22 protein-coding genes are annotated in these 25923 nt (G+C 53.9%); 14 read left to right on the forward strand and 8 right to left on the reverse strand.

Translation table 11 applies throughout. From position 1 onward, the window contains the following. Window positions 1–2: 2 nt before the first annotated feature. Window positions 3–1343 carry an amino acid deaminase/aldolase gene (locus tag KTE_RS25680; protein WP_201386028.1) on the reverse strand — a complete coding sequence of 447 codons (1341 nt, stop codon included), beginning with the start codon at window positions 1341–1343 and terminating at the stop codon, window positions 3–5. Between the two features lie 120 nt (window positions 1344–1463). Here KTE_RS25680 and KTE_RS25685 point away from each other — a divergent pair, with 120 nt between their 5' ends. Next, window positions 1464–1961 (forward strand): DUF6789 family protein, encoded by a 498-nt coding sequence (locus KTE_RS25685; protein ID WP_201386030.1) that lies wholly within the window; start codon window positions 1464–1466, stop codon window positions 1959–1961. Here KTE_RS25685 and KTE_RS25690 read toward each other — a convergent pair. Continuing rightward, window positions 1958–2428, reverse strand: coding sequence for an NUDIX domain-containing protein (locus KTE_RS25690; RefSeq protein WP_201386032.1), 471 nt, complete (start codon window positions 2426–2428; stop codon window positions 1958–1960). The genes KTE_RS25685 and KTE_RS25690 overlap by 4 nt on opposite strands. Before the next feature lie 701 nt (window positions 2429–3129). Between KTE_RS25690 and KTE_RS47745 the strand changes: the two genes are divergently transcribed. The 4 genes from KTE_RS47745 (at window position 3130) to KTE_RS25705 (ending at window position 6380) form a co-directional block, all read left to right on the forward strand. Then, complete coding sequence (locus tag KTE_RS47745; RefSeq protein WP_236600568.1) at window positions 3130–3321, forward strand: hypothetical protein; 192 nt, start codon at window positions 3130–3132, stop codon at window positions 3319–3321. Continuing rightward, window positions 3276–4436, forward strand: coding sequence for an extracellular solute-binding protein (locus KTE_RS25695; RefSeq protein ID WP_236600569.1), 1161 nt, complete (start codon window positions 3276–3278; stop codon window positions 4434–4436). The genes KTE_RS47745 and KTE_RS25695 overlap by 46 nt, the downstream gene beginning before the upstream one ends. A gap of 124 nt (window positions 4437–4560) precedes the next feature. Further along, a complete protein-coding gene (locus KTE_RS25700; protein WP_201386034.1) occupies window positions 4561–5508 on the forward strand; it encodes a carbohydrate ABC transporter permease in 948 nt (315 codons plus the stop codon). 2 nt (window positions 5509–5510) lie between these two features. Next, window positions 5511–6380: a carbohydrate ABC transporter permease gene (locus tag KTE_RS25705; RefSeq protein ID WP_201386036.1), complete on the forward strand. Its 870-nt coding sequence runs from the start codon at window positions 5511–5513 to the stop codon at window positions 6378–6380. 94 nt (window positions 6381–6474) lie between these two features. On the opposite strand, the gene KTE_RS25710 is transcribed toward KTE_RS25705, so the two are convergent. Next, window positions 6475–8097: a glycoside hydrolase family 10 protein gene (locus tag KTE_RS25710; protein WP_201386038.1), complete on the reverse strand. Its 1623-nt coding sequence runs from the start codon at window positions 8095–8097 to the stop codon at window positions 6475–6477. Between the two features lie 372 nt (window positions 8098–8469). Here KTE_RS25710 and KTE_RS25715 point away from each other — a divergent pair, with 372 nt between their 5' ends. Then, the gene (locus KTE_RS25715) at window positions 8470–9105 is read left to right on the forward strand and encodes a biotin transporter BioY (protein WP_201386039.1); all 636 of its coding nucleotides are present in this window, start codon (window positions 8470–8472) and stop codon (window positions 9103–9105) included. Between the two features lie 362 nt (window positions 9106–9467). On the opposite strand, the gene KTE_RS25720 is transcribed toward KTE_RS25715, so the two are convergent. From KTE_RS25720 to KTE_RS25730, 3 genes are all read right to left on the reverse strand, one after another. Then, on the reverse strand, window positions 9468–11105 hold the full coding sequence (locus KTE_RS25720; protein ID WP_201386040.1) for a glycoside hydrolase family 10 protein: 1638 nt from the start codon (window positions 11103–11105) through the stop codon (window positions 9468–9470). A gap of 217 nt (window positions 11106–11322) precedes the next feature. After that, window positions 11323–12579, reverse strand: a complete 1257-nt coding sequence (locus KTE_RS25725; protein ID WP_201386041.1) for a glycoside hydrolase family 3 protein — start codon at window positions 12577–12579, stop codon at window positions 11323–11325. 322 nt (window positions 12580–12901) lie between these two features. Next, window positions 12902–13924: a glycoside hydrolase family 3 N-terminal domain-containing protein gene (locus KTE_RS25730; protein WP_236600570.1), complete on the reverse strand. Its 1023-nt coding sequence runs from the start codon at window positions 13922–13924 to the stop codon at window positions 12902–12904. Between the two features lie 387 nt (window positions 13925–14311). Between KTE_RS25730 and KTE_RS25735 the strand changes: the two genes are divergently transcribed. Both KTE_RS25735 and KTE_RS25740 read left to right on the forward strand, forming a co-directional pair. Beyond that, window positions 14312–15190 carry an amidohydrolase family protein gene (locus tag KTE_RS25735; RefSeq protein WP_201386044.1) on the forward strand — a complete coding sequence of 293 codons (879 nt, stop codon included), beginning with the start codon at window positions 14312–14314 and terminating at the stop codon, window positions 15188–15190. Between the two features lie 255 nt (window positions 15191–15445). Then, a complete protein-coding gene (locus KTE_RS25740) occupies window positions 15446–16336 on the forward strand; it encodes a hypothetical protein (RefSeq protein WP_201386046.1) in 891 nt (296 codons plus the stop codon). Window positions 16337–16376: 40 nt separating this feature from the next. On the opposite strand, the gene KTE_RS25745 is transcribed toward KTE_RS25740, so the two are convergent. Further along, entirely contained in the window at window positions 16377–17045 is a 669-nt protein-coding gene (locus KTE_RS25745; protein WP_201386047.1) for a TetR/AcrR family transcriptional regulator, read from the reverse strand. A 1057-nt stretch (window positions 17046–18102) separates the two neighbouring features. On the opposite strand from KTE_RS25745, the gene KTE_RS25750 reads away from it, so the two are divergent. The 3 genes from KTE_RS25750 to KTE_RS25760 all read left to right on the forward strand — a co-directional run bounded on the left by KTE_RS25750 (window position 18103) and on the right by KTE_RS25760 (window position 20909). Further along, window positions 18103–18897, forward strand: coding sequence for an ABC-2 family transporter protein (locus KTE_RS25750; protein ID WP_201386050.1), 795 nt, complete (start codon window positions 18103–18105; stop codon window positions 18895–18897). Between the two features lie 18 nt (window positions 18898–18915). Continuing rightward, complete coding sequence (locus KTE_RS25755) at window positions 18916–19734, forward strand: ABC transporter permease (RefSeq protein ID WP_201376396.1); 819 nt, start codon at window positions 18916–18918, stop codon at window positions 19732–19734. A gap of 125 nt (window positions 19735–19859) precedes the next feature. Further along, entirely contained in the window at window positions 19860–20909 is a 1050-nt protein-coding gene (locus KTE_RS25760; RefSeq protein ID WP_201386053.1) for an ATP-binding cassette domain-containing protein, read from the forward strand. A gap of 56 nt (window positions 20910–20965) precedes the next feature. On the opposite strand, the gene KTE_RS25765 is transcribed toward KTE_RS25760, so the two are convergent. Further along, complete coding sequence (locus KTE_RS25765) at window positions 20966–21904, reverse strand: nucleotidyltransferase domain-containing protein (RefSeq protein WP_201386055.1); 939 nt, start codon at window positions 21902–21904, stop codon at window positions 20966–20968. A gap of 607 nt (window positions 21905–22511) precedes the next feature. Here KTE_RS25765 and KTE_RS25770 point away from each other — a divergent pair. From KTE_RS25770 to KTE_RS25780, 3 genes are all read left to right on the forward strand, one after another. After that, window positions 22512–23168, forward strand: a complete 657-nt coding sequence (locus KTE_RS25770) for a nucleotide exchange factor GrpE (RefSeq protein WP_201386057.1) — start codon at window positions 22512–22514, stop codon at window positions 23166–23168. Window positions 23169–23313: 145 nt separating this feature from the next. Further along, window positions 23314–25212 carry a molecular chaperone DnaK gene (gene dnaK, locus KTE_RS25775; RefSeq protein WP_201386065.1) on the forward strand — a complete coding sequence of 633 codons (1899 nt, stop codon included), beginning with the start codon at window positions 23314–23316 and terminating at the stop codon, window positions 25210–25212. A gap of 103 nt (window positions 25213–25315) precedes the next feature. Then, on the forward strand, window positions 25316–25603 hold the full coding sequence (locus tag KTE_RS25780) for a hypothetical protein (RefSeq protein WP_201386067.1): 288 nt from the start codon (window positions 25316–25318) through the stop codon (window positions 25601–25603). Window positions 25604–25923 lie beyond the last annotated feature (320 nt).

Below are 25923 nucleotides of genomic sequence, written 5' to 3' on the forward strand. Positions count from 1 at the left end.
GTTTATAAAAAGCATTTACCGTCGCCGCGATAGGTAGTTACCTCGTCGACGATGGTGCCAGATTGCACCAGCAGCAGGTGCGTAAAGCGTTCGCAGACCTCTCCCGCCTTGGCGTGGCGCATAAAGATGGGGTCTCCCGGGTGAAGGGCGAGCGCTCCCTTGTAGTGAACAGGTGTCTGTACCTCGCCCGCGCCCTCCATGGGGTCCAGCCTGGCTCCCTTGGGCAGATAGGGCTGAGGTTGTTTATCGAGTCCGACCGCGCCGGAGGCCGTGTAGCCTCCTCCCTGGCAGGTATAGATTTGGGGCTGAGGTCGGCGGACGATCTCGATGGCGTAGCCAAGCGCGGGCTGATAGCGAAACGCCTGGTAATTATCAAAGAGGGTGGGGGAGTAGAAGCCTGAGCCAACCGTTATTTCGGTGACTGCTGCCTCTGTGCGGGTAGTGTGTATGCTTCCGGTCCCGCCGCCATTGACGACGCGTAGTGGAAGTCCCGCCTCCTCTTGAATGTAGCGCACGATCTCTGCTCGCCTGCGTGCAATGTCTGGGAGCGAGCGCCGTTTGAGCAGGCGAACGAGGGTATTCTTTGCGCGCTGACCTGCGAAGGCGTCGCCTACTCCCGCGATCTGTGCCTCGTAGCCCATGATGCCATCGAGCAAGACATGCTCTGAGCCCTGGATATGCTCAACCAGTGGACGCACATCCGCGATGGTGCGCAGGGGTGAGCGCCAGACGCCGAAGTGCAGCCCCGGCAGGGGGAGAGACATATCAATATCCAGGCAGAGCGGCAGGCGTACGGCGAATTGCTGCGCGACGCGCTCCGCCTGCGCGATCTGCTCCAGGCTATCGACCATCAAAACGGCGCGCTTCCCCTGAGCATTGACGCGGGCAATCTCGGCGAGATCCTCCTCGTTCCAGGTGGGATAGCCCAGCAGCAGGTCATCAAAGCCCTGTTCCGCCAGAAAGGCCGCCTCACGCGTGGTAAAGCACATAATGCCCTGAAAGCATGAATTGGCCTCCAGGATGCGGCGCAGAATAGCGGTGCTGCGGATAGACTTTGATGCCAGGCGAATATGCTTCCCTTCCGCCTGGGTGGCGATGCGCTCGACGTTCTGCTGTAAGAGGTCAAGATCCACAAAGGCAAAGGGCTTTCTTCGCGTTTTAAAGATCTCGCGGTAATACTCATAGCGCGCATCAAGCTGCTCTGGAGGATGAGGAGTGGTGGATGATAACGAACCCTGTTGTGCTGTAGTCAAAAATACTTCTTTGTGTGTAGACATGGCAGCATCCTTTATGCAGGCAAAATAAGAGGTCCTGTTTGGATAACTTGCCCCTGAGTGTAGCATCTAGAAATGCGCAGCGTCAAGCAAGCATAATAAACGAGCTAGCCACGAATTCACGCGCTCCAACGTGTGAAAGGAAAAGGGTTCGCAGAAGGATGGAGCCGTTCAAGAAGGAGAGATGCTATGTCGACACGTGCGCGTGAGGCCGATGCCCAGGAGTATCCATTGTGGATCAAGGATGCCGTTGCCGGATGTGTAGCGACTGCGCCAATGACGCTGTTTATGCTGCTTACACAACGCTTCTTGCCGCATGGGCAGCGCTACGATCTGCCACCCGAGATCATCATACAAGACCTGGCGCGGCGAGCGCACCTCCATTGGCGGCTCAGCAAGCGCCAGATCTTGCTGGCGACGCTTGTATCTCATTTCGGCTATGGAACTGCTATGGGCCTGTTCTATAGACCTGTCGAGCGCTATATGCCCGGACCGTCACTGGCGAAGGGAGGCGGCTTTGGCCTGCTTGTCTGGGCCGCAAGCTACCTTGGACTCCTGCCCGCGCTGGGGCTGGTAGAGTCAGCCTACCGCGAACCCGGACGGCGTAACCTGATGATGATCGCCGCCCACCTGGTCTGGGGGAGCGCGACGGGCTTGCTTGCGTCCCTGTTTGCCAACCGACGCTAGGAGAAGTAGGGTTGTGTGCGTTGCTCAAGAAAGTGATGGATGCGCAGGCGAATAGAGGGATGCATGCTCAGATACTCTATCTCGCAGGGGAAGAAGAACGCGACCTCGAATGACTCCGCGCTGACGCGTAACTTGCCACCAAGGAGAATACAGGCAAAGCAGACCGAGAACTGTTGTCTGACCTCCCCATCACTAAAGGCAATGATGTGGCGCGGATCTGAGTAGATACCCACAATCCGCTCTGGTTGGACATGTAAGCCCGTCTCTTCCCGCACCTCGCGTACTACTGTCTTGCCAATAGACTCGCCTGGCTCCATTGCGCCGCCGGGCAGTGCCCAGAGATTATTATCGCTGCGCCGATGGAGTAAAATGCGGCCCTGCTGATCACAGATAATCGCTGATGCCGCGGGCACCAGGCTATTGGGTCTGGGGGCTTGAGGATCATTATAATAATCGATGCGTGCCATTGTTCCATGCCTACTTCATATAATCGCCTGCAGTTGCTATTGTAGCATAGGAACGATGGTATATGCTGCTCTGTTCTCCCGTATAGGAAGAAAATAGTGGTCTATGCTTGTGTACTCTACCTCTGCCGCTTATTGGCACCTGCTTGAGAGTGACCTGCCAGGCAACATTTCTACTTGAGATTTTGCCGATATTGCATACGTTGTATTTTTAATGTTAAAATAAACCCATGCACTTTCCCAATTGCAAATGTTCTTTCGCACTCCTGGCGTTGTGAGTAAGAAGAAGCCTCACTTTTTGCAAGTGATCATGTTGTATATATATTTATATATGCGCACAAATTCCCTCTTACCCTTTGCCAGGCGATCTCTCTTAGTATCTTCTCCTCCTGTCTCTGCACCCTTCAATAGCTTCGCCTACCACCTGTTATTTTTTACGCATGAGGTGAGCATGTTTGTCTATCGAACATAACTGATACTGGAGAACGCGGGCGCCGCTGCCTGTGGACATCGCGTGCAAGTTGCGTGGAGGCTCGTTGGAGCGCCTACCTGGAGGGAAAGGGCTTGTTAAAGGTTAACGCATGTGACATGCAGAGCGCTAGGTGTTGGCCTATAGTGTAAGGCTCAACTTGCCGGTTCGTGTACCTGCACATCATCTCTTATGAATACGGCTACCTGGGCCTGATAAGATGAGGAGTACAAGGATGAGTAGCTCGATTACGCGTCGTCAATTGCTTGTTGAGGGCAGCAAAGTTGCTGTAAGTGCCAGTGTGCTGAGCGCACTGCTCGCCGCGTGTGGGGGGATTCGGGGTCGGGGAATCAAACAAGTGATGTTTCCTTACGCTATTGGGTGCTTGGCTATTCGCCCAATGGTGGTAACCAGACGGGTAAACTGACCGATGCCGCGGTCGCCGCCTATAAAAAGGCTCACAAGAACCTGAAGGGGGTGACGATTACAGGTTATACAGGCGATCAGAGTGGCTTCACTAAGCTGACACAAGCGGTGCAGGGAGGCAGTACCGTAGATGTATTTCGCCTGCCATCCGATGTCTTGCCAACCCTGGTGCGTGCGGGGTCGGTCGCGCCAATCGATGACTTTCTCACAGCGGACGATAAGAGCGATATCGCCTCTAATCTTCTTGACGCGGTCTCGACCGATGGTAAACGTTACTCCTGGCCGCTCTGGGTGCCGCCTGTGGGCATGTATCTCAACCTGGATATTTTTAAAGAGCGAGGCGTCGATGTTCCCAATGATGATTGGACCTATGAGGAGTTTGTGGATATCGCCAAACGCCTCACCTTCAAACGCTCCAATGGCCAGCAGGTATATGGCTATAGCGGCGTCATTGATCCCGGCGTCGTCAATACCTGGCCCTTTATTATGGGTGATGGGGCCTATCCGCTGAGCAAAGATAACAAACAGTATACCTTTAATACCCCTGAAGGCGTGAGTGGTCTGCAAAAGCTGATGGACCTGGCGCTGAAGTATAAGGTCACGCCTCCTGACTTTGGTACGCAAACCACCACTGACATGGTTACCGGCTTTAGCCAGAAGAAGAACTACGCGATGTATAGTGAGCCCAGTGGTTCCTCCGCGACCTATAAAGCCCTGGGGATGAACTTTACAGTCAAGTCGATGCCCATTGGCATGAGCGGCAAACCACTCACGACCGGAGGCATTGGCCTGATCTCGGTGACGAACCTGCAGGATGAGAATAAGCTTAAGGCCGCCATGGACCTGGCGCGCTACCTGACAAGCTCGCAGGTGGGTCATGATATTACTGGCTACTACCTGGCGCCCGGAGCGCGTAAATCGGTCGAAGTGAGCAATCCTATCGCTCTGTTTAAGCCGTTTGTGCCTTATACCTATATTACCCCGATTATCGCGCAGTGGCCGCAGATTCGCACAATCCTGCACGATCAGATCCAGAAGGCGGTCCTGGGCAAAGTCACAGCCAAAGACGCGCTCAACAATCCCGCCAGCGAGGTCAATTCACTGCTCAACGGCTAACCAATTGTAGGGTCCAAGCTAGCTTGGACTCCGAGCAAAGCGATCCCTCAGCGTCAGGGTATCGGCCTGTGGGCCTCGGAGTCCATGCCAGCATGGACCCTACAAGAACACTAGGAAGAGACCTATGTCACATATCGCACTTGAAAAGCAGACTGGTCAGCGGCAACGTGGCGTCGTTGCCAGCCTGAGGCGCTTCTTCAAAGCATATGGGTGGGGATATGCCTTTATCCTCCCCAGTATGCTCGTTTTTGCTATCTTTACGCTCGCGCCCGTGCTTTGGGCACTGCTTATCTCCTTTCAAAGCTATGATTATACCTTCATCTGGAATGGCAAGTGGGCGGGCTTGAGCAATTATGTGCATGCCTTTACGACGGAGGGTGGCGTCTTTGGCCAGGCGATCAAGAATACACTCTACTATACTGTGATCACGGTCACCGCCAATATTCTGATTGCGCTGATCCTCTCCAGCCTGATTCAGGGGCGCAGCAAGCCCTGGCGCACCTTCTTTCTCTCGGCGTTCTATCTGCCCGCCGTTACCAGCGTAGTCATTATCGCCATCACCTGGCGCTGGATCTATAACAGTGAGTACGGCTTCCTCAACTATATCCTGGGCGCGTTCCACCTTGCCGCTGTGCGCTGGCTGTCAGATCCCAATATTGTGCTCAATAGCATTACACTCTCAACCGTCTTGACCGTACCAGCAACGGGCGTGGTGCTCTTTAATGCGGCGATGGGGAGTATTCCCACGGAGTATTATGAGGCCGCCATGCTGGATGGCGCGGGTCCCCTGCGCCGCTGGTGGCATATTACCCTGCCGCTGATCAGGCCTACTACCCTGTACCTGGTGGTGCTCTATACCATTGCCAGCTTTGAGGTCTTTGAGAAGGTCTTTGTGATGGTTCCCGCTGGCGTCGGCGATAGTGCGCAGGTCATCGTGACGCAGATTTACCAGAACGGCTTTCAGCAGTTTCGCTATGGCCTAGCCTCGGCGCAGGCCTTTGTTCTCTTCTTGATGATCGCGGCGGTCGCGCTGGTCCAATTCCGCTTTCTCAGATCTGATGTGGAGTATTGATAATGGCAAGCAAATCGGTTTCTTCGCGTCCACAGGCTGCGCGTATTCGTCTCTGGCACCCATCGAAGGGGCTTGCCTGGCTGGTTCTGGCAATCACGACCTGTATCTCGCTGTGGCCCATGTACTGGCTCTTCGTGACCGCCCTAACGCCTACCACCTTTGTCTTGAAAACGCCGCCTGATGTTGTGCCATTGCATGCGGACTTCTCGAATTTTCAGCGTCTATTGAACCAGGCGAGCGATTACTGGATCTGGGCGCGCAATAGTATCGCCGTTGCGCTATGTGTTACACTCTTCCACATTTTCTTTGATACACTAGCGGGCTATGCCTTTGCCAAGAAGCGTTTTCCGGGGCGCAATGTGCTCTTCTGGATTGTTATTGCGACGATGATGGTGCCAACGTATGTGACGCTGGTACCAATGTATCTCGTGACACGTAATCTGCAACTGCTCAACACGCTCTGGGCGGTGATTCTTCCTGGCTTTGCCAGCGTCTTCGGCATCTTTCTGATGCGCCAGTATATTCAGACTCTGCCCTCAGAGTTAATGGATGCGGCACGCATTGATGGCTGTGGTGAGCCGGGAGTCTTCTGGCATGTCATCCTGCCGCTCTCCAGGCCCGCCATTGGCGCGCTAGCCATCTTTACCTTTGTGCGCCACTGGAATGACTTCCTCTGGCCGCTGATCGTGCTCAATGATAGTTCTGCCTATACCTTACCGGTTGGCGTGGCTGGCCTACAAGGCGAGTTCTCCACCGACTTTGGCATCATCTTCGCGGGCGCGGCCCTGGCGGCCCTCCCCATGATTATCTTCTTCCTGATCTTCCAGCGCTACTTCCTGGAGGGCGTCCGTATGGGGGCACTCAAGGGATAAACTGTAGGGTCCATGCTGGCATGGACTTATTCGCGCAGAGTAAGCACATCCTCTGGCGAGAAGAGTCCATGCCAGCATGGACCTTACAGGACTTTTAACGCTGTGTCACGGGTTGCCAACGAACGGGCGTGCCTTCGTTGTGCAGGCGATCAACGGGGGTAATGTAGTAGGTGTAGTTTCCTCCTGCCTGGATGCTGGTATCCATGAAGGCGTGCTGATAATTGTTCTGGAGCTTGGGGAGAATCGTCAGGATGTTGGTGCCAGTGTTGAAGTCGGTTGCCTGGGTCGCGCCATTGCTGCTGAAGCGATAGATCACATATGCTATTGTGCCGTTATAAGGCGCGTCGTTCCAGTGCAGGGTGATCCCCTGCGTGCTCTGTTCCAGCGGTTGCAATGTGAGAGATCGCGGATTTGTGCGCGGGAGCCAGGACATGGTGGGGACCAGCGCTGGAGTGTGATAGATGGTGCTACTCAGACGATCTTTGAATCCCAACGGATTGGCGTGCAGGCTGGACAGGCTAAAGAAGATGCTGCCCTGGACCTGGGGATATTGCAGGTTGAGCGCGAGCTGATTGGGCATCTCATCGGGAGATTGCCAACCTGTAGTCTCACTGGTGCCGATCTTGTAAACTCCCTGCCCGATATAGAGTTGGACGCGGCTCCTGCTGACTTCGTTGGCCCACCAGGCGACGAGCTTGTCATAGGCGGCAGGCGTGAAGCCAATGCTCCAGTAGATCTGTGGGGCGATATAGTCGAGCCAGTTGTTTCTGATCCAGGTGCGAGCATCGGCATACAGATCATCATAGCTGGTCTGCGTGGCGGCGGTATCCGAGCCGGTGGGATCGGCGACTTTGTTGCGCCAGACGCCAAAAGGACTGATGCCAAATTTGACAAAGGACTTAATCTGCTTGATGCGCGTGGAGAGTTCGTAGACGAGGAGATTGATGTTGGTTCGCCGCCAGTCATCCTTTTTAGCAAAGCTTCCGCTGCCATAGCGCTGATAGGCGGCGTCATCGGGGAAGTCCTGATTGCCAACCTTGTAAGGGTAGAAGTAGTCATCCAGGTGGACGGCATCGATGTCGTAGTTGCGCACGACTTCGAGAATACTATCCTCAACGTATTGGCGTGCCGCAGGTACCCCGGGATTATAATAGAGTTTTCCTCCATAGCTCACGACCCAGTCGGGATTCAGGCGTGCCGGGTGATTAGCGACGAGCTGGTTAATATCACCTTGCATGCTGACCCGGTAGGGATTAAACCAGGCGTGAAACTCCATCCCCCGCTTATGCGTTTCGTCGACCATAAAGGCCAGGGGATCATAGCCAGGATCCTGTCCCTGGGTTCCTGTCAGGTAGGCCGACCACGGGGCATAGCGTGATGGATAGAAGGCGTCAGCCGTGGGTCGCACCTGGACGACGATGGCATTCATGTTCATCTGCTGCATTTCATCCAGGTGGGCCGTATACTCCTGTTTCTGTGTGTCGACGGGCAATCCAGGCTTCGAAGGCCAATCAATGTTTTGGACAGTGGCGAGCCAGGCGGCACGCAACTGGCGCTTGGGCGCGAGCGGAGCCGTGTTCACCCGAGGTATACCGGGGCTGCTCGTGGCGCCATAGATGCTAGCTGTGCCCGGCACCAGGCTCAGGGCGAGCAGGGCGCAGAGCAACGCGGAGAGTGACATGAGTTTGCCCATGAGGCGTGCTGGCAGTGGTCTCATCGTGTAACATCTCCATCTCTTGAGTGCGGAAATTGAAAGAAGAAAACGAACATTCTTATATAAATTGTATTGTAGCACGCTATAAATAGTTTTGTATTCGCATAAGTCTTTAAGATTATATATGCATGTAAAGTGCATATTCAGGGTTATTGTTGAGTCTTCCGATGGCTGGCGAAGCCAGTCCTTCATCATACTCAACAATAACCCTGAGCAACCTACCAATAATTTAGAAGAATGTGGTAGAATTCGCTACGTGAATGCTGGCCCCGAGGAAGAGGTCTCTTGTAGTGCGTATTTCGTAGAAGATCTTTGGCCTGGGCAGCGTTGTGGAATTAAAAGAACGAACAGAACAACAGATTGAGGAGTATACTAATGGCAATAGCACCAGGAACAACTATTCTTGATTACGCAGTTCCCGCGCGACGGACGTCACGTGTCGCCAGCCTGGGGCGTGATGGATTGCTCATCGTGAGTGCTAGTATTTTGATGGCCCTGGCCGCACACGTAGGCTTCTACCTCCCCTTTACCCCGGTTCCTATAACGTTACAGACATTTATGGTCTTGCTGACAGGGGCGGCCCTGGGCAGCAAGCGTGGCGCGCTGGTAATGCTGCTGTACATCGCTGAAGGCGCGGTTGGCCTGCCGGTCTTTGCGAGTGGGGGTTCTCCCGCCAGCTTGATTGGTTTGACCGCGGGTTATATCTGGGCCTTTCCTATTGCGGCCTTCGTGGTTGGCTGGCTCTGTGAGCGCGGCCTGGATCGCAGCTACCTGACCTCCATCTTCGCCATGTTGCCTGCTGTGGTTATTAACCTGGGTCTGGGCGTGATCTGGCTGGCTATCTTCGGTCTGCCCATGGCGCACGGTGTGAATCATAGCCTGAGCGCGGCCCTGCTGGCGGGCGCGGTCCCCTTCCTCCCTGGCGAGATGTTCAAGATGGTCGTCGCCGCGGCCTTGCTGCCCACCGCCTGGGCCATTGTACGCAGTGTCCGCAAGGAGCAGGAGTCCTAGCATCGCCTGAGCGTGATGAATTGATAGGATGCAATATTGACCTGGCAGTTGGTAAGGAACGTGTAGGGTCCATGCTGGCATGGACTCTAAGTGTAGCGATCTTCCGATGGCCGAGCCTCGGCTTGTAGGCCGAAGAGTCCATGCCAGCATGGACCCTACAATCGCTGTGTTTCCTTCTATCATGAGAAGACCCCCAGCAATCAGGAATTGCTGGGGGTCTTCTCATGATAGGTATGTTCTCGATCAGGCGAGTGGATCAATAGCGTTCACGCTCAGGCGAGTGTGATCAATAGCGTTCTTGTTCACACAAGTGTGATCAATAGCGTTCTCGTTCAGACAAGTGTGATCGATGACGTTATTGGTCAGGCGAGTGTGATCGATCGCTCGTGTGAGAGCTGGCTTTCGTTATGCAGCCGATCCACTGCGGTAACATAGTACGTGTAGGTGTGACCGCTCTGGGCGCTTGTATCGACAAACTGCTGCTGTGTGTTATCTTGCGGCTTGCGCAGTGTTGTGAGGATGTTGGCGCTGTTGTCAAAGTCTGCCTGGGTAGGCACAACCTTGCCGTCGAAGCGATAGATTACATAGTAGGCCGTTGTGTTATGCGGGAGATCAAGCCAGCGTAGACTTGCGCTGTCCTGTTTCGGTCCGCCAGGCAGGAGTATCACAGGGCCTGGAGCGGTACTATCCAGCCAGGGCATGGTGGGGACTAGCGCCTTCTGCTTATAGATATCGTTGACCAGGCGGTCTTTAAAGCCCAGTAAATTGGCATTGAGATCTTTTAAGCTAAAGAAGATGCTGCCCTGGACCTGGGGATATTGCAGGTTGAGTGCGAGCTGATTGGGCATCTCGTCCGGGTTGAGCCAGTTCGTCGGGTTGCTGGTGCCGATCTTATAGGTGGCCTGGCCAATGTAGAGCTGAACATGAGTTCCGGCGACCTCGTTGACCCACCAGCTTACGAGTTTGTCATAGGCCGCGGGCGCGAAGCCAATATTCCAGTAGATCTGAGGCGCGATATAGTCGAGCCAGTTGTTCTTGATCCAGGTACGCGTGTCGGCGTAGAGGGTATCGTAGTTGGTCTGACCGGCGGTGGTATCGGAGCCAGTTGGATCAACCGATGCATTGCGCCAGACGCCAAAGGGGCTGATGCCAAACTTGACATAGGGCTTGATCTGCTTGATCCCGCTTGAAAGCTCCTGGATCATCTGGTTGACGTTATCGCGGCGCCAGTCGTCCTTATTGGCGAAGCGAGCCGCGCCATATTGCTGGTAGGTAGCGTCGTCGGGGAAGTCCTGGTTGCCGACCTTGTAGGGATAGAAGTAGTCATCCAGGTGGATGCCATCGACGTCGTAGTTGCGCACAACCTCCAGGATGCTCTGCACTACAAACTCGCGAGCCTCGGGAATACCGGGATTGTAATAGAGCTTGCCGCCATAGCTGATGACCCAGTCGGGATGCAGGCGTGCGGGATGATCTGGCACAAGCTGGTTGATATCGCCTTGCATGCTGACCCGGTAGGGATTAAACCAGGCATGAAATTCGATATTGCGCTTATGCGTCTCATTGACCATAAATGCCAGGGGATCATAGCCAGGATCTTTCCCCTGCACCCCGGTTAAATATTGGGACCAGGGGCCATACTGTGATGGATAGAACGCATCGGCAGTGGGCTTGACCTGGACGACAACGGCATTCATATTCATCTGTTGCAGTTCATCCAGGTGCGTTAGATATTCCTGCTGCTGTGTGGCGGCGGGCAGGCCTGGCTGTGATGGCCAATCGATATTTGTAACTGTAGCGATCCAGGCGGCACGTAGTTGGCGCTTGGGTGAGCCTGTATCTGTGGAAGAGAGGGCATGGTTGGCTGTCGTGGACGTTTTGGTTGTTTCGTGGGCTGAGGCGGTTCCTGGTACTACGCCTAAGGTCATGAGTGTGCAGATAAGCACACCGATAGATAGATGTTTTCCCAGGTGATGAAGTCGTTTAAGTGCTAATCTCATCGGCGAGCTTCTCCTTCTACATGCGAAATCTACAGAAGAAAGCGGACAGCATTGTACAGATTGAAATTGTATCATACAAAGCCTGCCTTGTTGAGTGAAATATGCTATTTGTGCTATGAGGCTCTGAAAAAGAGCATTATTCTCTGTGTTTGGGAATGTGATAGCCCCTGGCAACCTGAGGTTGCCAGGGGCTATCACATTCCCAAACACAAGGAATTTACGCTTTGATGATGCCATACTGCAATTTCATGAGGAGGATGCGCTGGAGGGATTCATCGATGCGCTTCTCAGTTAAGCGTCCATTCTGGATGGCGTCTTTAAAGGCTTGTATGATACCTGCTACATCCGAGGGTTCATATGGTCCCTCAATCAGATCATTGCCTGCAATGATTGCGAGGACGGCGGATTCGGCCAGGCCCCAGCGTTTGAGACCACCCATATAGAGGCCATCCGTGATCACCACACCGTTATAGCCGAGCTGTTTGCGCAGGACGCCATCGATGGCCTTGGGCGAGAGTTCGGCGGGCAGATCGGGATCAATAGCCGTAGTGACTACGTCGGTCGACATAATCATGGCGGGCTTCTGCGTCGCGATCAGTTTTTTATAGGGAGCCAGGTCGTACTTTTGGAGGGTGTCCATGCTGCTAGAGACGATGGGCAGAGTGTCATGAGGGTCATCCGCACTTGTGAGCGATCCCAGACCAGGGAAATGTTTCAAGCAACCAATAACGTTATTTTTCTGCAAGCCATTCAGAAAGGCACCCGCATAGGTTGCGACGGAGTTGCCGTCTGTGCCAAAGGTGCGCGAGGCGAGTAGTGGAGGCGTCGCTGTCTGCACATCGACGACGGGTGCAAGGTTCACATTAATGCCAACCTGTTGCATGTGGTTGGCATCTTCCTGTCCCGCCTCCAGGGCTTTGTTGGGGTCTCCGGTGGCTGCCAGATCCTCGGCGGATGGAGCGTCTCCAAACAAGGTGCTGAGCTTATTGACAACCCCGCCTTCCTGGTCGATGGCGATCAGCAGGGGAATCTTCGCATCTTTATTGGCCGCGTCTGAGAATTGTTTTGATCCAGCAATGGTATTGGAGGGATATTCAAAATTATGATTTACCTGCTGATAGAGATAGCCACCCACATGTTGCTGACCAATCATGTAGGGGAGTTTGGTGTTTTCGTAATCTGAGCCAAAATATTCGACGATAATGAGCTGTCCCAGCTTTTCATCGAGTGACATGCCCGAGATGAGGGCCTTCACTTTGCTGAGGCGTTGCTGCTCAAGCGTGTTTTCATATGAGTTCTCGTTCCCTTTGGAAGCCGTGGCCTGGCTGCCCTGGGAGGATGTATTTGGTGAGTTACCAGTTGTCGTATCTGCGCAACTGGTAAGAAAGAGAAGGAGGCAGCAGATACAGGCAAGGAACGATTTTAAAATATGTTGATGAGTCAATTGTGTGCGTTTTAGCGGGTAGTTTTGCATAGTAAATTAAAGCTCCAGCAAAAAAAACATCTGCGGTATCATATGATGATGGCATCATGCCATTCCCTACTTACCATAACGCAATATACCCCCATTTGTTTTCAAAAAAACCAGAGGTCCCATAAAGGAATCAATTAGGCTTGCATAGAGCGCCAGAAGCGGCTGTATCACGGTGGGCCGATGCTGCTAAAGCACATTGGTCAGGTTTTGATGATGCCGTATTGCATCTTCATGAGGAGGATGCGCTGGAGGGATTCATCAATGCGCTGCTCGCTCAGGCGCCCATTCTGGATGGCGTCTTTAAAGGCCTGCACGACCTCGGCTACCTGCGAGGGGTGGTGGGTCCCTCAATCAGGTCGTTGCCCGCGATGATCGAGAGCACGGCGGCCTCTCCTAGCGTCCAACGATCAATTATGCCACCCATATAGAGGCCATCCGTGATCACCACACCGTTATAGCCGAGCTGTTTACGTAGCATACCATTGATGGCCTTGGGAGAGAGCTCCGCTGGCAGATTGGGATCAATGGCCGTAGTTACCACGTCGGTCGACATGATCATGGCAGGCTTCTGCGTCGCAATCAGCTTCTTATAGGGCGCGAGGTCATATTTTTGAAGCGTATCCATGCTGCTGGAGACGATGGGCAGTGCTAAGTGAGGATCATTCTCATTCCCTGCCGTAAGCGCGCCCAGACCGGGAAAGTGCTTCAAGCAGCCAATAACATTATTTTTCTGCACGCCATTTAAGAATGCGCCTGCGTAGTTCGCGACAGTATCGCCATCCGAACCGTAGATGCGTGATTGGAGGAGCGGAGGTGTGACCGTTTGCACATCGACGACGGGGGCAAGGTTCGTATTTATGCCTAGCTGCTGCAAGTGCCTGGCGGCTTGCTGACCCGCCTCTATGGCCTTGTTGGGATCGCCGGTGGCCGTCAGGTCTGCCGCAGCCGGTGCATCCCCAAAGAAGGTCGCGATTTTATTGACTAAGCCGCCCTCCTGGTCGACGGCGATCAGCAAGGGAATCCTGGCGTCTTTATTGGCTAAATCCCCCAACTGCTTTACCGCGTCAATAGTATTGGAGGGGTATTCAAAGTTATGGTTTGCTGCCTGGTAGAGATAGCCACCTACATGCTGTGCAATCATGGCGGGGAGTTCTGTGTTAGGATAGTCGCTATAAAGATATTCGACGATGATGAGTTGCCCGAGCTTTTCGTCGAGAGACATGCTTGAAATTAAGGCCTTCACTTTGCTGAGGCGTTGCTGCTCAAGTGTACTTTCATATGTGTTTTCGTTCCCTTTGGCCACAGCGGCCTGAGATGACGTGCCTGATGGATTGGCTGCTGCCATATCTGAGCAACCCGTGAGAAAGAGCAGGAAGCAGCAGATACCTGTAAATAAAGATCTTGAAATATGCTGATTGATTATCTGGGTGTGTTTTAGCAGGTATTTTTGCATAATTGATATGTCTCCAGCAAAAATATTTATGGCGTTCTAGGAAGGCATCACGCCATCCTCACTTACCATAACGCAATAAGTTCCCTTTTTGCCCCTGAGAAAACCAGAGGTCCCATAAAGGAAGCAATAAAGCATTCGAGGCACACCAGAAAAGGCTGTATCGCAAGCGAGAAGATGCCAACCGTTTGGACATGCCTCCTTCCCGCGATACTATAATGAGAGTGCGTAGATGCACAATGTTGTGTGTCACTTAGGGTATAGATTATGAGGAGTTATGATATGCCACGCGCCGTTGATTTTCATGTCCACCTGCCGACTACGGAGTTTATGCAGGTGACGCTTGGCCCATATGCCAGGGCCGCTGAGAAGTTCTTCCGCACTGAAGTCAAGCTTAAAGATATCGAGCAGATCGCCGCCGATTACGCCGAGTTAGATATGATCGGTGTGCTGCTGGCCTGGGACGCCGAGACCGCGACTGGCCTGCCCCCACTGGGCAATGACTATATTGCTGAGATTGTGAAGCGCTACCCGCAGCAATTTATTGGCTTTGCCAGCGTCGATCCCCATAAGGGCAAGGTCGCCGTGAAAGAGATAGAGCGTGCCGTGAAAGATCTTGGGCTGGGTGGTGCTAAGTTCCATCCAGGCGTTCAGGCTTTCTATCCCAATGACCCGCAATTTTATCCATTGATGGAGAAGATTCAGGAACTGGGCATCCCGGCGCTCTTTCATACCGGCACCAATGGCCTGGGGGCTGGCACGCCTGGTGGCATGGGTATCAAGCTTGACTATACACGCCCCATCTACCTGGATGCCCTGGCGGCTGACTTCCCCGGCCTGACGATTATTGGCGCTCACCCCTCCTGGCCCTGGCATGAGGAGATGCTGGCCGCCATGCAGCATAAGACCAACATCTATAACGATCTCTCAGGCTGGTCGCCCAAGCGCATCCCCGAGGTATTGCTGCGCGAGGCCGCGACGCGGATGCAGGATCGCTTCCTCTTCGGCTCCGACTATCCCTTTATTACCCCCCAGCGCTGGCTGCGCGACTTCGAGGCCTTTGACTATTTTACGCCCGAGGCACGCGAAAAACTGATGTGGCGCAATGCGCAGAAGCTCCTGGCCCATACCGCCGTGGCCCAGATGAACTTCTCAGGCTAGCCCAAAGCTTTTCATTTTTCTTCTAGCTCTTGCCTCGCCTCGGGGTAAAGGGGTGTGATATCAGCTATCACACCCCTTTACCCCTGAGCGCCGCAGGTGCGAAGGCTCCATCGAGAAAAAGGAAGCCCCCCGATGTAATCGAGAAATGGAAAGCCCTTGCCAAAAGCCTGAAAATATTGACATGGATGTATTTGCTTCCTATACTGTGGAAGGCGAGACTCGCTAAAGCGGACAAACACGAAGAGGGGATAGGCCATGTCATTTACTCAAGATGAGCTACAAGCATTTACAACCATTCTCGATCAACGGCTGAGCGCGCATCGACGCGAGATGGAGCGCTCGCTGGATAGCCGCTTTGCGACCTTGCGCCGCGAGTTTGAGCAGCGCCTCTCCTCACTCAACCAGGAACTTTTACGTACTATTCCTCGTCGCTTGAATGAGCAGCATGCGCGCACGCTGGAGGGGCTGAGTCAGATCGTCTCTTCCGGGCAGGAGCATGCGGACCAGGCTCTGGCGCGCCACCTGGAACAGCGCGAGGATCGCCAGCAGGGACAATTTCAACACACCATGGAGAACGCCCTGGCGGCCCAACTGCTGGCCATCGAGGAGCTAATCAAGCAACATACCCAGAGTGACTTTGCGACCTTTGGGGAGGGCGCTACCGAACTGGAGTTGAGTTCCGAGTACGACTCGATAGAGCTACAGACCGAGATTCCCTGGGATGATATGGCAGCCGCCTTTGACAGGGTGCTGGAACAGCGCCTGAGCATCCTCGATGATTCTATGCAAGGTATGCTCAAAGAGGTCCAGAACTACCTGGCGGTCCAGATGCAGAGCTTGCACGCGGATCTCATACAGCAGCAGCCCGCCTTTGCCAGTAATATTACCAATATCGAAGAAATACTCACCAGCATCCAGCAATTGGAGCATATTATTGAATCCATGCAGGTGGCGATGAACGCCAATCACGCCCTGCTCTCGAATCGTATCTATCATCACCAGCAGCTTCCCCTTGAGCGTGCGCACCCCAATAATCACTCCACGCGCCCCTCAGCACTCTCTGCCAACGGCAAAAAAACGCCCTTCCCTCTCCTCCTGGAGCAGGAAGAACCCATCGAGGAAGAAGCCTCCTCCACACCAGAATAAATGGTAATATGCCTCCCGTTGTTTGGCAGCGAGAGGCATGCTATTCCCACGTGGGAACATCCTTGAGGATCGAGCACATCATGCGGTAGTAGTACATGGCTATCTGCCTGGAGGTGTAGGGCCTTCCCTGCTCTAGCCACCAGGTGATGGTATCAACCAGGAGTGCGGCGATTTGGGCGGGCACAAACCCGTCCATCAATACGCGAGAAACCCCGAGATTCCCGTTGAAAGCCTTTACCAACTCCTGGAGACGCTCGCTTATCATATCGGCGAGATATGCCCGCATGTTCATCACAAACCAGGAACTCCCCCTCTTGCCAAGCAGCGCCCTATACAGCCTCTCATATTTAGCAACATGCTCGAAGAGTTCCACATATGGTAGGGGCGTGGGAATGACCTCTTCGGCATATTTGAAGAGTTGGGTCCAGGACTGCGCAGGGGTTTTGAGGTCAGCAGTGCTCAATGCATCGCGACGAAAGACATCAAAATCCCGGTTGATAGTAATGACAGTCTCCTCAAATAGCTTCATGACCAGGTCGTATTTATCCTCATAGTAGCGATAGAAGGCGGTTCGGCTGACCATCGCATGGCTTGCAATCTCTCCAACAGTGATGGCATCGAAACCGCGCTCTTCTATTAAGGCGATGAACGCATCCCGAATGAGCTTCTGGGTGCGCCTCACACGCAAATCACCAGGCGAGTGTGACATCTTGCGCTCCTTGTTACATATCTAACAATTAGCTCCAATTGTGGCTTGTTTCCAGCCAGGAGCCAGGCTACACTTGGAAAGAGACAACATGTTACGGAATTTCTTTTACGTTACAAAATAGCATGTCTGTCAAATAGGGACTTTTGCAAAACAAGCTTGAAAAAGGTGAACGAGAAAGCAGGTGGTACCGTGCCAGTAAATACAGAGCAGCAAGAGACAATTGAAGCGCGCCCCAGGCAGCAACTAAATAAGAGATCGAACGCGCTCTTTCTCAAAATTTCTGGAGGATGTTTGCGCGCCTATTCTGTGCTCAAGCATCTTGGACGAAGCAGTGGCCGAGAATATATCACGCCTCTCTCAGCGTATCCACTGGGTGATGGTTTTGTTATGGCAGTGCTCTATGGGGAGGCAAAGAATGTTGATTGGGTCCGCAATGTGATGGCCGCTGACCGTTGTGTTCTCAAGACAAGAGGGGAGGAGTATGTGTTAGAGAGGCCTGAGATTATCCCCGCTTCACAGGCGGAAGCTGCCTATCCTCCACTTCTGAGATTTGTGTTCCGATCAAGGGGCATTCACGAATTCTTGTGGGCACATCGATCTTCCCCTTCTCGGCTGGCAAGTTAGCCCTGAGAAGAATAATGTGGTGTTTGGGTGTGAGTTCGCCCACATCCAACACCGAGTAAGGGGTATCTGGTGGCGGGATGGCGAAACCATCCCGCCACCAGATACCCCTTACTCCTGAGCGTCATCTTCACGCGAAGGGCAAAGAACTTGCTAAGCCTTAGTGGCTGATGCTATAATAGTGCTCCTTCGCGTGAAGATGACGCTCTCTTTGGCGCGTAGGGGGTTTCTGGTACTTGTTTTTCTTCCTTACGGGTTGGTTGTGAGCCATCCCGGTTTTGTCGTGTCCCCGATAATTTCCTTTCCACATCTTCTTCATCGACCCGGCCTTGTCCGGGCACGTGGTTTGTATGCACGCAAGCCACGTTTGATCACAGTCCTTTCATCAGAGTAGGGCGTTTTGTGCTCTCTCTGGCTGTCCTTTGCAAGGAGTGATATGTTCCCTTTTTATGTTGAGGTGGCGTTGACCGCATTTCGCCGCCAATTAATCTATCGCTGGGCCAATATTTCGGGCCTGGTTACCAACATTTTCTTCTGTACCCTATTTAGCTATATCATCCTCGCGCTCTATCACGCGCGACCGGCGGTCCCTGGCTATAGTGTTCAGGATAGCCTGCGCTATACCTGGCTCTTACAATCCTTCCTTATGGTCATTTCGCCATTTGGTTGGATGGACCTGATGATGACGATTCGCACTGGGGAGGTCGTGTCGGATCTAAGCAAGCCCTGCGACTTCTGCTGGTACTGGTTTAGCCGCGAGGTGGGGCGGAGCCTCTTCTTCCTGCTCTTTCGTGGGCTACCCATCTATGTGGCGGGCATGGTTTTGTTTCATATAGGCGTGCCTATCTCCTGGACGAACTGGGGTACGCTTCTTTTGATGCTGCCGCCCGCCATTCTGCTGGGGGTGGCCTATCGCTTTCTCTATAACATCTTTGCCTTCTGGATTCTTGAAGGGCGAGCCATGGTCACGATGTCCGTGGTTATCTCGCAGTTTTTTACCGGGTCCTATGTGCCTGTCTACTTCTTCCCTGGCTGGTTGCGAAGCTTCACGGTCTGGTTGCCGTTCAATGGCTTTATGAACGCGCCCGCGCTGGCCTTTCTGGGCAAGATGACGCTGACCGACTTCTGGTTTGAGTTTGTGCGTCAACTGGGCTGGCTACTAGTCCTTATCCTGATTGCGCGTGCCGTGACCACCATCGCGACGCGTCGCGTGGTGTCTCAGGGCGGTTAAGAGAGGAGTGTTCATACGATGCTATCGACATTTCTGGCCGATCTGCGCCTCTACCGCTACCTGGTGAGCATGCAGATTAAGGCTCAGTTTCAGTACAAGGTTAATCTACTGCTGGATATTGGCTCGTATCTGGCGGTGACCGGGCTGGAGTTTTTCGCGCTCCTGCTTTTCTTCTTTGCCTTCCCCGATATGCTGGGCTGGAAGGTGGGTGAGGTGGCCTTTCTCAGCTCAGTGATCAATTTGAGCTTTGGCGTGGCCGAGCTGGTGGGCGCGGGTATTGATAATTTCCCTGAGACGATTCGTAAGGGCGAGTTTGACCGGGTGCTGTTACGTCCAACGGGGGTATTTCTCCAGATTGTGGGCAGCGATTTTCGCCTGCGCCGCCTGGGGCGTATCTCGCTAGGAGTGCTATCGATGGGCTACTCCCTGACGCTTCTGCCCCAGCTCCACTGGACCTGGATCAAGATGCTTTTACTCCCAGTTGGTATTGTCAGTACAGCGCTCATTTTTGTGGCGATTCTGCTGCTTGGCGCGACCATCTGTTTCTGGACCATCGAGGCAGTGGAGATCACCAATGTGCTCTCCTACGGGGGGCGTGAGATGCTGAGCTATCCGCTCACGGCGTATAACGCCTTGATGCAGCGCTTCTTTCTCTTTATTGTGCCTCTGGCCTTTGGCTCGTATATCCCGGTCTGCTACATTCTTGAGCGGCCCCTGCCCTTTGGCCTTCCGCTGTGGCTGGCCTTTTGTGCGCCTGTCCTGGCGCTGGCCTTTGCCGCTGTCTGTGTGCTGGCCTGGCGCTTTGGCGTTCGTCAATATCAAAGCACTGGCAACTAAATAGCGTATTTGTAGGGTCCATGCTGGCATGGACTCCGAGCGAAGCGATCTCCTCGCGTCGGAGTGTCAATCTGCGGGCCTCCAGTCCATGCCAGCATGGACCCTACAACTGAAAGGAGTACATTATGTCGGCAATTATTGAAGTTGAGCAGATGACTAAGACCTTCCGCCTGGCCCGGCGCCGGCCTGGAATGCTGGGTGGAATACGCAGTATCGTCAATCCAGAGCTGCGCCTGGTGAACGCGGTCCAGGATGTCTCGCTGCGTGTTGAGCGCGGGGAGATGCTTGGCCTGGTGGGTCCCAACGGGGCGGGGAAAAGCACATCGATTAAAATGATGACGGGTATCCTGACGCCCAGTGGTGGCACTCTACGCGTGGCGGGCCTGGAACCCATTCGCCAGCGGCGCGAACTAGCCTCACGGATCGGCGTGGTCTTTGGGCAGCGAACCCAGCTCTGGTGGGATCTGCCCCTTATCGACTCGCTGCGCCTCCTGCGCCACCTCTACCAGGTGCCGGAGGAGCGCCACCGCGCGAACCTGGAGCAGCTGCGCGAGACACTCGACTTAAACGAGTTTATTGATACGCCTGTGCGCCAACTCTCGTTGGGCCAGCGGATGCGTGGAGATATCGCGGCCGCGCTCCTGCACGATCCGGAGCTACTCTATCTGGATGAGCCGACCATCGGCCTGGACGTTGTGGCCAAGGCTCGTATCCGCGAGTTCTTGCTGCAACTGAATGCCGAGCGGAAGACCACGGTTTTGCTGACGACTCATGATATGGATGACGTCGAGACGCTCTGTCCTCGCATGATCATTATCGATCATGGTCGTAAGCTTTACGATGGTTCGGTAGCAGACATTCGAGAGCGCTTCGGCGGCGAGCGTACGCTGATCGCGGTCCTTGATCCCGCTGAGCTGGACCAACTTGCCCGCGACGAACAGGACCAGGTCGTGCTGCCAACTCTCCCACCTGGTGTACGCCTGGTGCGATCTGAGGGGCCGCGTGTCTGGCTCAGCTTTGCGCGCGATGCCCTGCCCGCGCATGAGCTGGTGGCCTGGTTGGGCGGGCGGCATCGCCTGCGCGATGTCACCTTCCAGGAGCCAGAGATCGAGGATGTGATTCGCCGTATCTACGAAGAGGACCTGCTCTTGCAAGAACAGGGCGTGACAGTCTAAAGAAGCACACCATGTATGGCCCACGTTAGCATGGACCATACATGCCTGATGAAAGTTCAGCGGAGTGCTGCCTCTACCTCGGCATCGTGCAGAGGGAAGCGTTGTTGGAATTCGCGTGTACGTTGCTTCAGTGCCTCCGGTCCGGCCTGTAACTCGGTCAAGATGAACTGCTTATACTGGCGCATAAAGTGCTGCTCAAAGCCCTGTATGAGCTGGCAAATTCCTCGTAACTGTTGGCGCTCCTGGGGGCTGGTGGGGAGCAGGTAGTGCCAGCGCTGGCGACAGAGGGTATAGAGGCTCTCCAGCAATGTACCCCACTCGTCATCGATATGTTGCCGGTAGGTGAGGTGACAGTCGCGTTTGCGCGCTACGTATTCTCTGGCTTGAAAGGCCAGCAGCGCCGTCGCGGCCCATCCCGTGGTGCGGAGCAGGTTGCGTGTGCAGGGGACCTCGCTCCCATCCGCGAGCGTGACGGTGCGATTCATATAGCCAAAGAATTCATCGCTCCAGTTGGGGTAGTCCAGGTTCAGGCGGGCCTCTCTGGGGTAGACGTGGGTAAGTAGATAATAGACGGCATGCATGCGCTCATGCGCCCACTCCTCGATGGAGAGCAGTGGGTAGCGTGCACAGATGTCCTCGCCAAAGAGGATCTGCCCCGCTAGCTTGAGATTGGGTTCGATGCCCGTGGTGCGGAATGTCTCTTCTTCGGTGAGGGAAATATCGAATTCGAGTTGCCGGCGTTTCGCACGCGTCGTAAACGCGTCTCGTAGCTGTTCCGCGAGCTGGCGCTCCTCAGTATTGCGAAAGCGCTCACGGAAGATAATATCGAGGTCTACATCGCTTGTTTGTACATCGCTCTCATCGGCATAGCTCCCTGTAAGGTAGTATGCAGCGATGCGCTCGGGAAAGGAAGACTCATATCGTTCAACAAGCTGTTGCAGAGCCTGATCTATCTGTGTATGGTTGGTCGAGTGGCTAAGTGTAAAGTGAGGCACGTTACTCCTCTCTCTTCAAGAGACTCTTCTCCCCATCTCATCTAAATGAGACGGAGCTTTGTTGTGAAAGACTTTTACATTCTCAAGAGATGCAAGATAAGCGCCATTGGTGTTTGTAAAGATATAGATGCACTTTTAGAAGTGTACCTCAATGAAAGGAGTGTTGGCAACAATCCTCGATTAAATAAAGTAGCCCTTTTAAGCGCTCTCAGCGTATGCATTCCTAACCCAATGTATGTCCAATAGGGAATTATGGGTTTGCAGACCAGAACATTTAGATACTTTATTTGTGTTACTACTGGCAATAATTTATAGAGAAATTTTCCTTTTCATGCTATCTTTCGTATGATGGCGCGAACTGGATAACAGCAGGGTTATAAGCAATATTGATCAGCCAATTGATGCAGGTCTTAGTCTGAGGAACTATAAAGGTGATCATTGTTGCCCTCTTGTTTTCAATGCATCGCCGTGACGCAAGTTCCCTCTCATAAGGCCTCAATGACAAAAGTTACATGCAGTGTTCACGATTGCTTTTTCATAGCTTGTTGTTTTGCGCGATGCTGCCGATACGCGTAAAAAACAGTGCTCAAAAGAAGAGGGTTATGCTATGCAGTCAAACAACCCAGAACAACAGAAGGCCACAACTGGCACCACGACAGCCACCCAGTCAGCCCAACAGGGTCAACCAGAGCAACAGCAGACTCCGCCTGAAGCGACTACAGCCATCCAGTCAGTTCCCCAGAGCGAAGCGGTACAGGAAGAGCAACGCAAAGCGGAAGAATACCTGGATCAACTGCGTAGAACTCAGGCGGAGTTCGTCAATTATCGTCGCCGCATGGGTAAGGAACAGCTTGAGGGACGCATCACAGCCCAGAGCAGCCTACTCTATCACCTGTTGCCTGTCCTCGATGATCTTGAGCTGGCGTTGCGCTCGGCACCAGCGGAGATGTGTCCGCATTCCTGGGTGCAGGGTCTGTTTCTGGTCGCGCGCAGACTTGAGTCAATGCTTGACCAACTGGGTGTGCAACGTGTGGGTGCCATTGGCGAACAATTCAACCCACGCTGGCATGAGACCATCACGACCGAGACCCATGCAGATGTGCCAGAAGGGACTATTCTCGATGTACTCCAACAAGGGTACATCATCGAAGAGCATGTCATTCGTCCAGCCAGAGTGAGTGTCGCGGGAGCCTCTCCACAACGCGAAACGCCCGCGGAGCAAGAAAAGACTGATCCTAACAACAGGCAAACGCAAGCCGAATGAGTCGCGACAACGCCTCATAGGAGTCGAGGGTGCCAGGTAAAGAAGCAGCCTCTGGCATTCGACAGTCCACGTGAGCAAGCCATATACGTGCTCGGGCTCCTTGTCGAGAGGAGCCGTGGACACAATACGAGAGAGAGGGGCAACAATGGCAAAGGTACTCGGTATAGACCTGGGAACAACAAACTCAGTCATGTCAATTATGGAGGCGGGTGAACCCACCGTCATTGAGAACAGGGAGGGCGGGCGGATTACACCCTCTATCGTTGCGATTACAAAGAATGGCGAGCGCCTGGTGGGCCAGGTCGCCAAACGCCAGGCCGTGACCAACCCGGAAAATACCGTCTTCTCCATTAAGCGTCTCATGGGGCGTAGGTTCGATGATCCCGAGGTACAGCGTACGATAAAAATGGTTCCCTACAAGATTACAGGCGCTGCGAACGGTGATGTCCGCGTCGTGATGGGAGGGCGTGAGTATAGTCCGCCAGAAATTTCAGCCATGATCCTCCAAAAGCTGAAAGTCGATGCGGAAGACAAATTGGGAGAGCGCATTACGCAGGCCGTCATCACTGTCCCCGCCTACTTCAACGACTCACAGCGCCAGGCCACGAAAGACGCGGGTACCATTGCAGGACTTGAAGTCTTACGCATCATTAATGAGCCAACCGCGGCCTCACTTGCCTATGGGCTGGACAAGAAGCATGACGAGCTGATTGGCGTCTATGACCTTGGTGGTGGCACCTTTGATATCTCCGTCTTGCAACTGGGAGAGGGTGTCATTGAAGTCAAGGCCACCAATGGTGATACTCATCTGGGTGGTGACGACTTTGATCAGCGGATTGTGGATTGGCTTGCTGATGAGTTTCGCAAGGATCAGGGCATTGATTTACGCAACGATCGCATGGCGCTCCAACGCCTGAAAGAAGCGGCCGAGCGAGCCAAGATCGAGCTCTCCTCATCGACCCAGACCGAGATTAACCTCCCCTTTATCACGGCTGATCCCAGTGGGCCAAGGCACCTTGTGATGACACTCACACGTGCCAAGCTAGAGCAACTGGTGGGCGACCTGATCGAGCGCACGCGCGGCCCAGTCATGCGTGCCTTGGAGGATGCGCAGGTCAAGCCAAGCGACGTCAACGAGGATGTGCTGGTAGGTGGACAAACTCGTATGCCAGCCGTAGTTGAGTTTGTCAAAAACATTTTCGGCAAGGACCCGCACAAGGGCGTTAATCCCGATGAGGTGGTCGCCATTGGCGCGGCTATCCAGGGAGGTGTGCTGGGAGGCGAGGTTAAGGATGTCTTGCTCCTGGATGTCACCCCGCTCTCACTTGGCGTCGAGACATTGGGTGGAGTGACAACCAAGCTCATTGAGCGCAACACGACCATTCCTACACGCAAGAGCGAGACCTTCAGCACAGCCGAGGATAATCAATCGGCGGTAGATGTCCATGTACTCCAGGGTGAACGTGAGCTGGCGCGCGATAACAAGAGCCTGGGACATTTCCGCCTGGAGGGTATCAGTCCCGTGCCGCGTGGCATGCCACAAATCGAAGTCACCTTCGATATTGACGCAAACGGCATTCTCAACGTGACCGCGCGCGACAAGGCCACGGGCCGTGAGCAAAAGATAACTATTACGGCATCCAGTGGTCTCTCGCAAAGTGATGTTGACCGCATGGTGCGTGAAGCGGAGCAGCACGCTCAGGAAGATCGTCAGCGCCGCCAGGAGATCGAGATACGCAACAATGCCTCCAGTGTAGCCTACCAGGCAGAACGGATTCTCCGAGAGAACACTGAGAAACTCTCACCCGATGTGCGCAGTGAAGCGGAGAATCGAATCAAAGCCGTACGTGACGCGCTGACCGGGAGTGATACAGCGCGTGTGCAGAGCACCATGGCTGAATTGGAGAGCACCGCTCAGCGTATGCAGCAGGAAATCGCCAGCTATACAGGCGCTCCGGCTGGTAGCCAAGCCACTGAAGCGAGAGCACAGACCGGTTCTAGTAGCGAACCGGGAACCATCGAAGGCGAATATCGCGAACTCTAACTACTCGCGACGCAGGAGACAGTAGCGAAACGCCAGCTTACCTGGCTGCTCATTCGGCCTTGTGCGTGCGAGGAAGGGCAAGCCGCATTCGGGACGCTCCGGGATGCGGCTTGCCCTTACGCTGCCCTTCGGAGAGAATGGCATTGTAGAGCTGGCGAGCGCTTCCAGGTGGGAGCACAGGCGGGTGGCTTGTGCTGGATCGATCACCAACGGAGCAATAAAGATCCAGAGACGTGTCGTTAACTGGATGCTTTCATCAAATTGTGAGACTGAGCAGGAGGACTTTACCCGGCGTTGGGATGTGGTTATTGATAATACTGGCTTGCAGCCCTCAGAAACGCGGGAGAAGATTATGCAGTGTGTTCAGCAGAAATATCCTGACAGCCTGTAAGTTCCTGCTGCTTCGTCATTCTGGCTATTGGCGCTTGATTGGTAGAATCGCACCCCCAAAATAGGCTAGGTGATTATAGCCTCTTTTGTGAATACCTCTTTATGCTGCACAAGAGACCGTTGTTCGCCCTTGAGCTTATCCGGTGCTTGTGCAGCAGGCGCAGGAGCATGGTTTGTGCTTCATGTTATTTCAAGATGTGTGTTGCGCAATTGCCTTATGGGGATGACGGTGAGGCTCTTTTTAAGTGAGCGAGCAGGCTTTGCATTGACGTGAAAAAGCAACTTCTCTATAATCAGTTACATGGATATTTAGGATTACAT

It is taken from the genome of Ktedonobacter sp. SOSP1-85, from assembly GCF_016587415.1.
In the GTDB taxonomy this organism is placed as follows: Bacteria; Chloroflexota; Ktedonobacteria; order Ktedonobacterales; family Ktedonobacteraceae; genus Ktedonobacter.

What these genes read in the sequence shown, in the direction of transcription:
- KTE_RS25730 (WP_236600570.1), bottom strand. Translation starts at nt 13,924, where the DNA reads ATGGCAGCAGCCAATCCATCAGGCACGTCATCTCAGGCCGCTGTGGCC.
- KTE_RS25720 (WP_201386040.1), bottom strand. Translation starts at nt 11,105, where the DNA reads ATGAGATTAGCACTTAAACGACTTCATCACCTGGGAAAACATCTATCT.
- KTE_RS25700 (WP_201386034.1), top strand. Translation starts at nt 4,561, where the DNA reads ATGTCACATATCGCACTTGAAAAGCAGACTGGTCAGCGGCAACGTGGC.
- KTE_RS25705 (WP_201386036.1), top strand. Translation starts at nt 5,511, where the DNA reads ATGGCAAGCAAATCGGTTTCTTCGCGTCCACAGGCTGCGCGTATTCGT.
- dnaK (WP_201386065.1), top strand. Translation starts at nt 23,314, where the DNA reads ATGGCAAAGGTACTCGGTATAGACCTGGGAACAACAAACTCAGTCATG.
- KTE_RS25770 (WP_201386057.1), top strand. Translation starts at nt 22,512, where the DNA reads ATGCAGTCAAACAACCCAGAACAACAGAAGGCCACAACTGGCACCACG.
- KTE_RS25685 (WP_201386030.1), top strand. Translation starts at nt 1,464, where the DNA reads ATGTCGACACGTGCGCGTGAGGCCGATGCCCAGGAGTATCCATTGTGG.
- KTE_RS25755 (WP_201376396.1), top strand. Translation starts at nt 18,916, where the DNA reads ATGCTATCGACATTTCTGGCCGATCTGCGCCTCTACCGCTACCTGGTG.
- KTE_RS25680 (WP_201386028.1), bottom strand. Translation starts at nt 1,343, where the DNA reads ATGCTACACTCAGGGGCAAGTTATCCAAACAGGACCTCTTATTTTGCC.
- KTE_RS25760 (WP_201386053.1), top strand. Translation starts at nt 19,860, where the DNA reads ATGTCGGCAATTATTGAAGTTGAGCAGATGACTAAGACCTTCCGCCTG.
- KTE_RS25750 (WP_201386050.1), top strand. Translation starts at nt 18,103, where the DNA reads ATGTTCCCTTTTTATGTTGAGGTGGCGTTGACCGCATTTCGCCGCCAA.
- KTE_RS25725 (WP_201386041.1), bottom strand. Translation starts at nt 12,579, where the DNA reads ATGCAAAACTACCCGCTAAAACGCACACAATTGACTCATCAACATATT.
- KTE_RS25735 (WP_201386044.1), top strand. Translation starts at nt 14,312, where the DNA reads ATGCCACGCGCCGTTGATTTTCATGTCCACCTGCCGACTACGGAGTTT.
- KTE_RS25715 (WP_201386039.1), top strand. Translation starts at nt 8,470, where the DNA reads ATGGCAATAGCACCAGGAACAACTATTCTTGATTACGCAGTTCCCGCG.
- KTE_RS25780 (WP_201386067.1), top strand. Translation starts at nt 25,316, where the DNA reads ATGCGGCTTGCCCTTACGCTGCCCTTCGGAGAGAATGGCATTGTAGAG.
- KTE_RS25710 (WP_201386038.1), bottom strand. Translation starts at nt 8,097, where the DNA reads ATGAGACCACTGCCAGCACGCCTCATGGGCAAACTCATGTCACTCTCC.
- KTE_RS47745 (WP_236600568.1), top strand. Translation starts at nt 3,130, where the DNA reads ATGAGTAGCTCGATTACGCGTCGTCAATTGCTTGTTGAGGGCAGCAAA.
- KTE_RS25740 (WP_201386046.1), top strand. Translation starts at nt 15,446, where the DNA reads ATGTCATTTACTCAAGATGAGCTACAAGCATTTACAACCATTCTCGAT.
- KTE_RS25690 (WP_201386032.1), bottom strand. Translation starts at nt 2,428, where the DNA reads ATGGCACGCATCGATTATTATAATGATCCTCAAGCCCCCAGACCCAAT.
- KTE_RS25745 (WP_201386047.1), bottom strand. Translation starts at nt 17,045, where the DNA reads ATGTCACACTCGCCTGGTGATTTGCGTGTGAGGCGCACCCAGAAGCTC.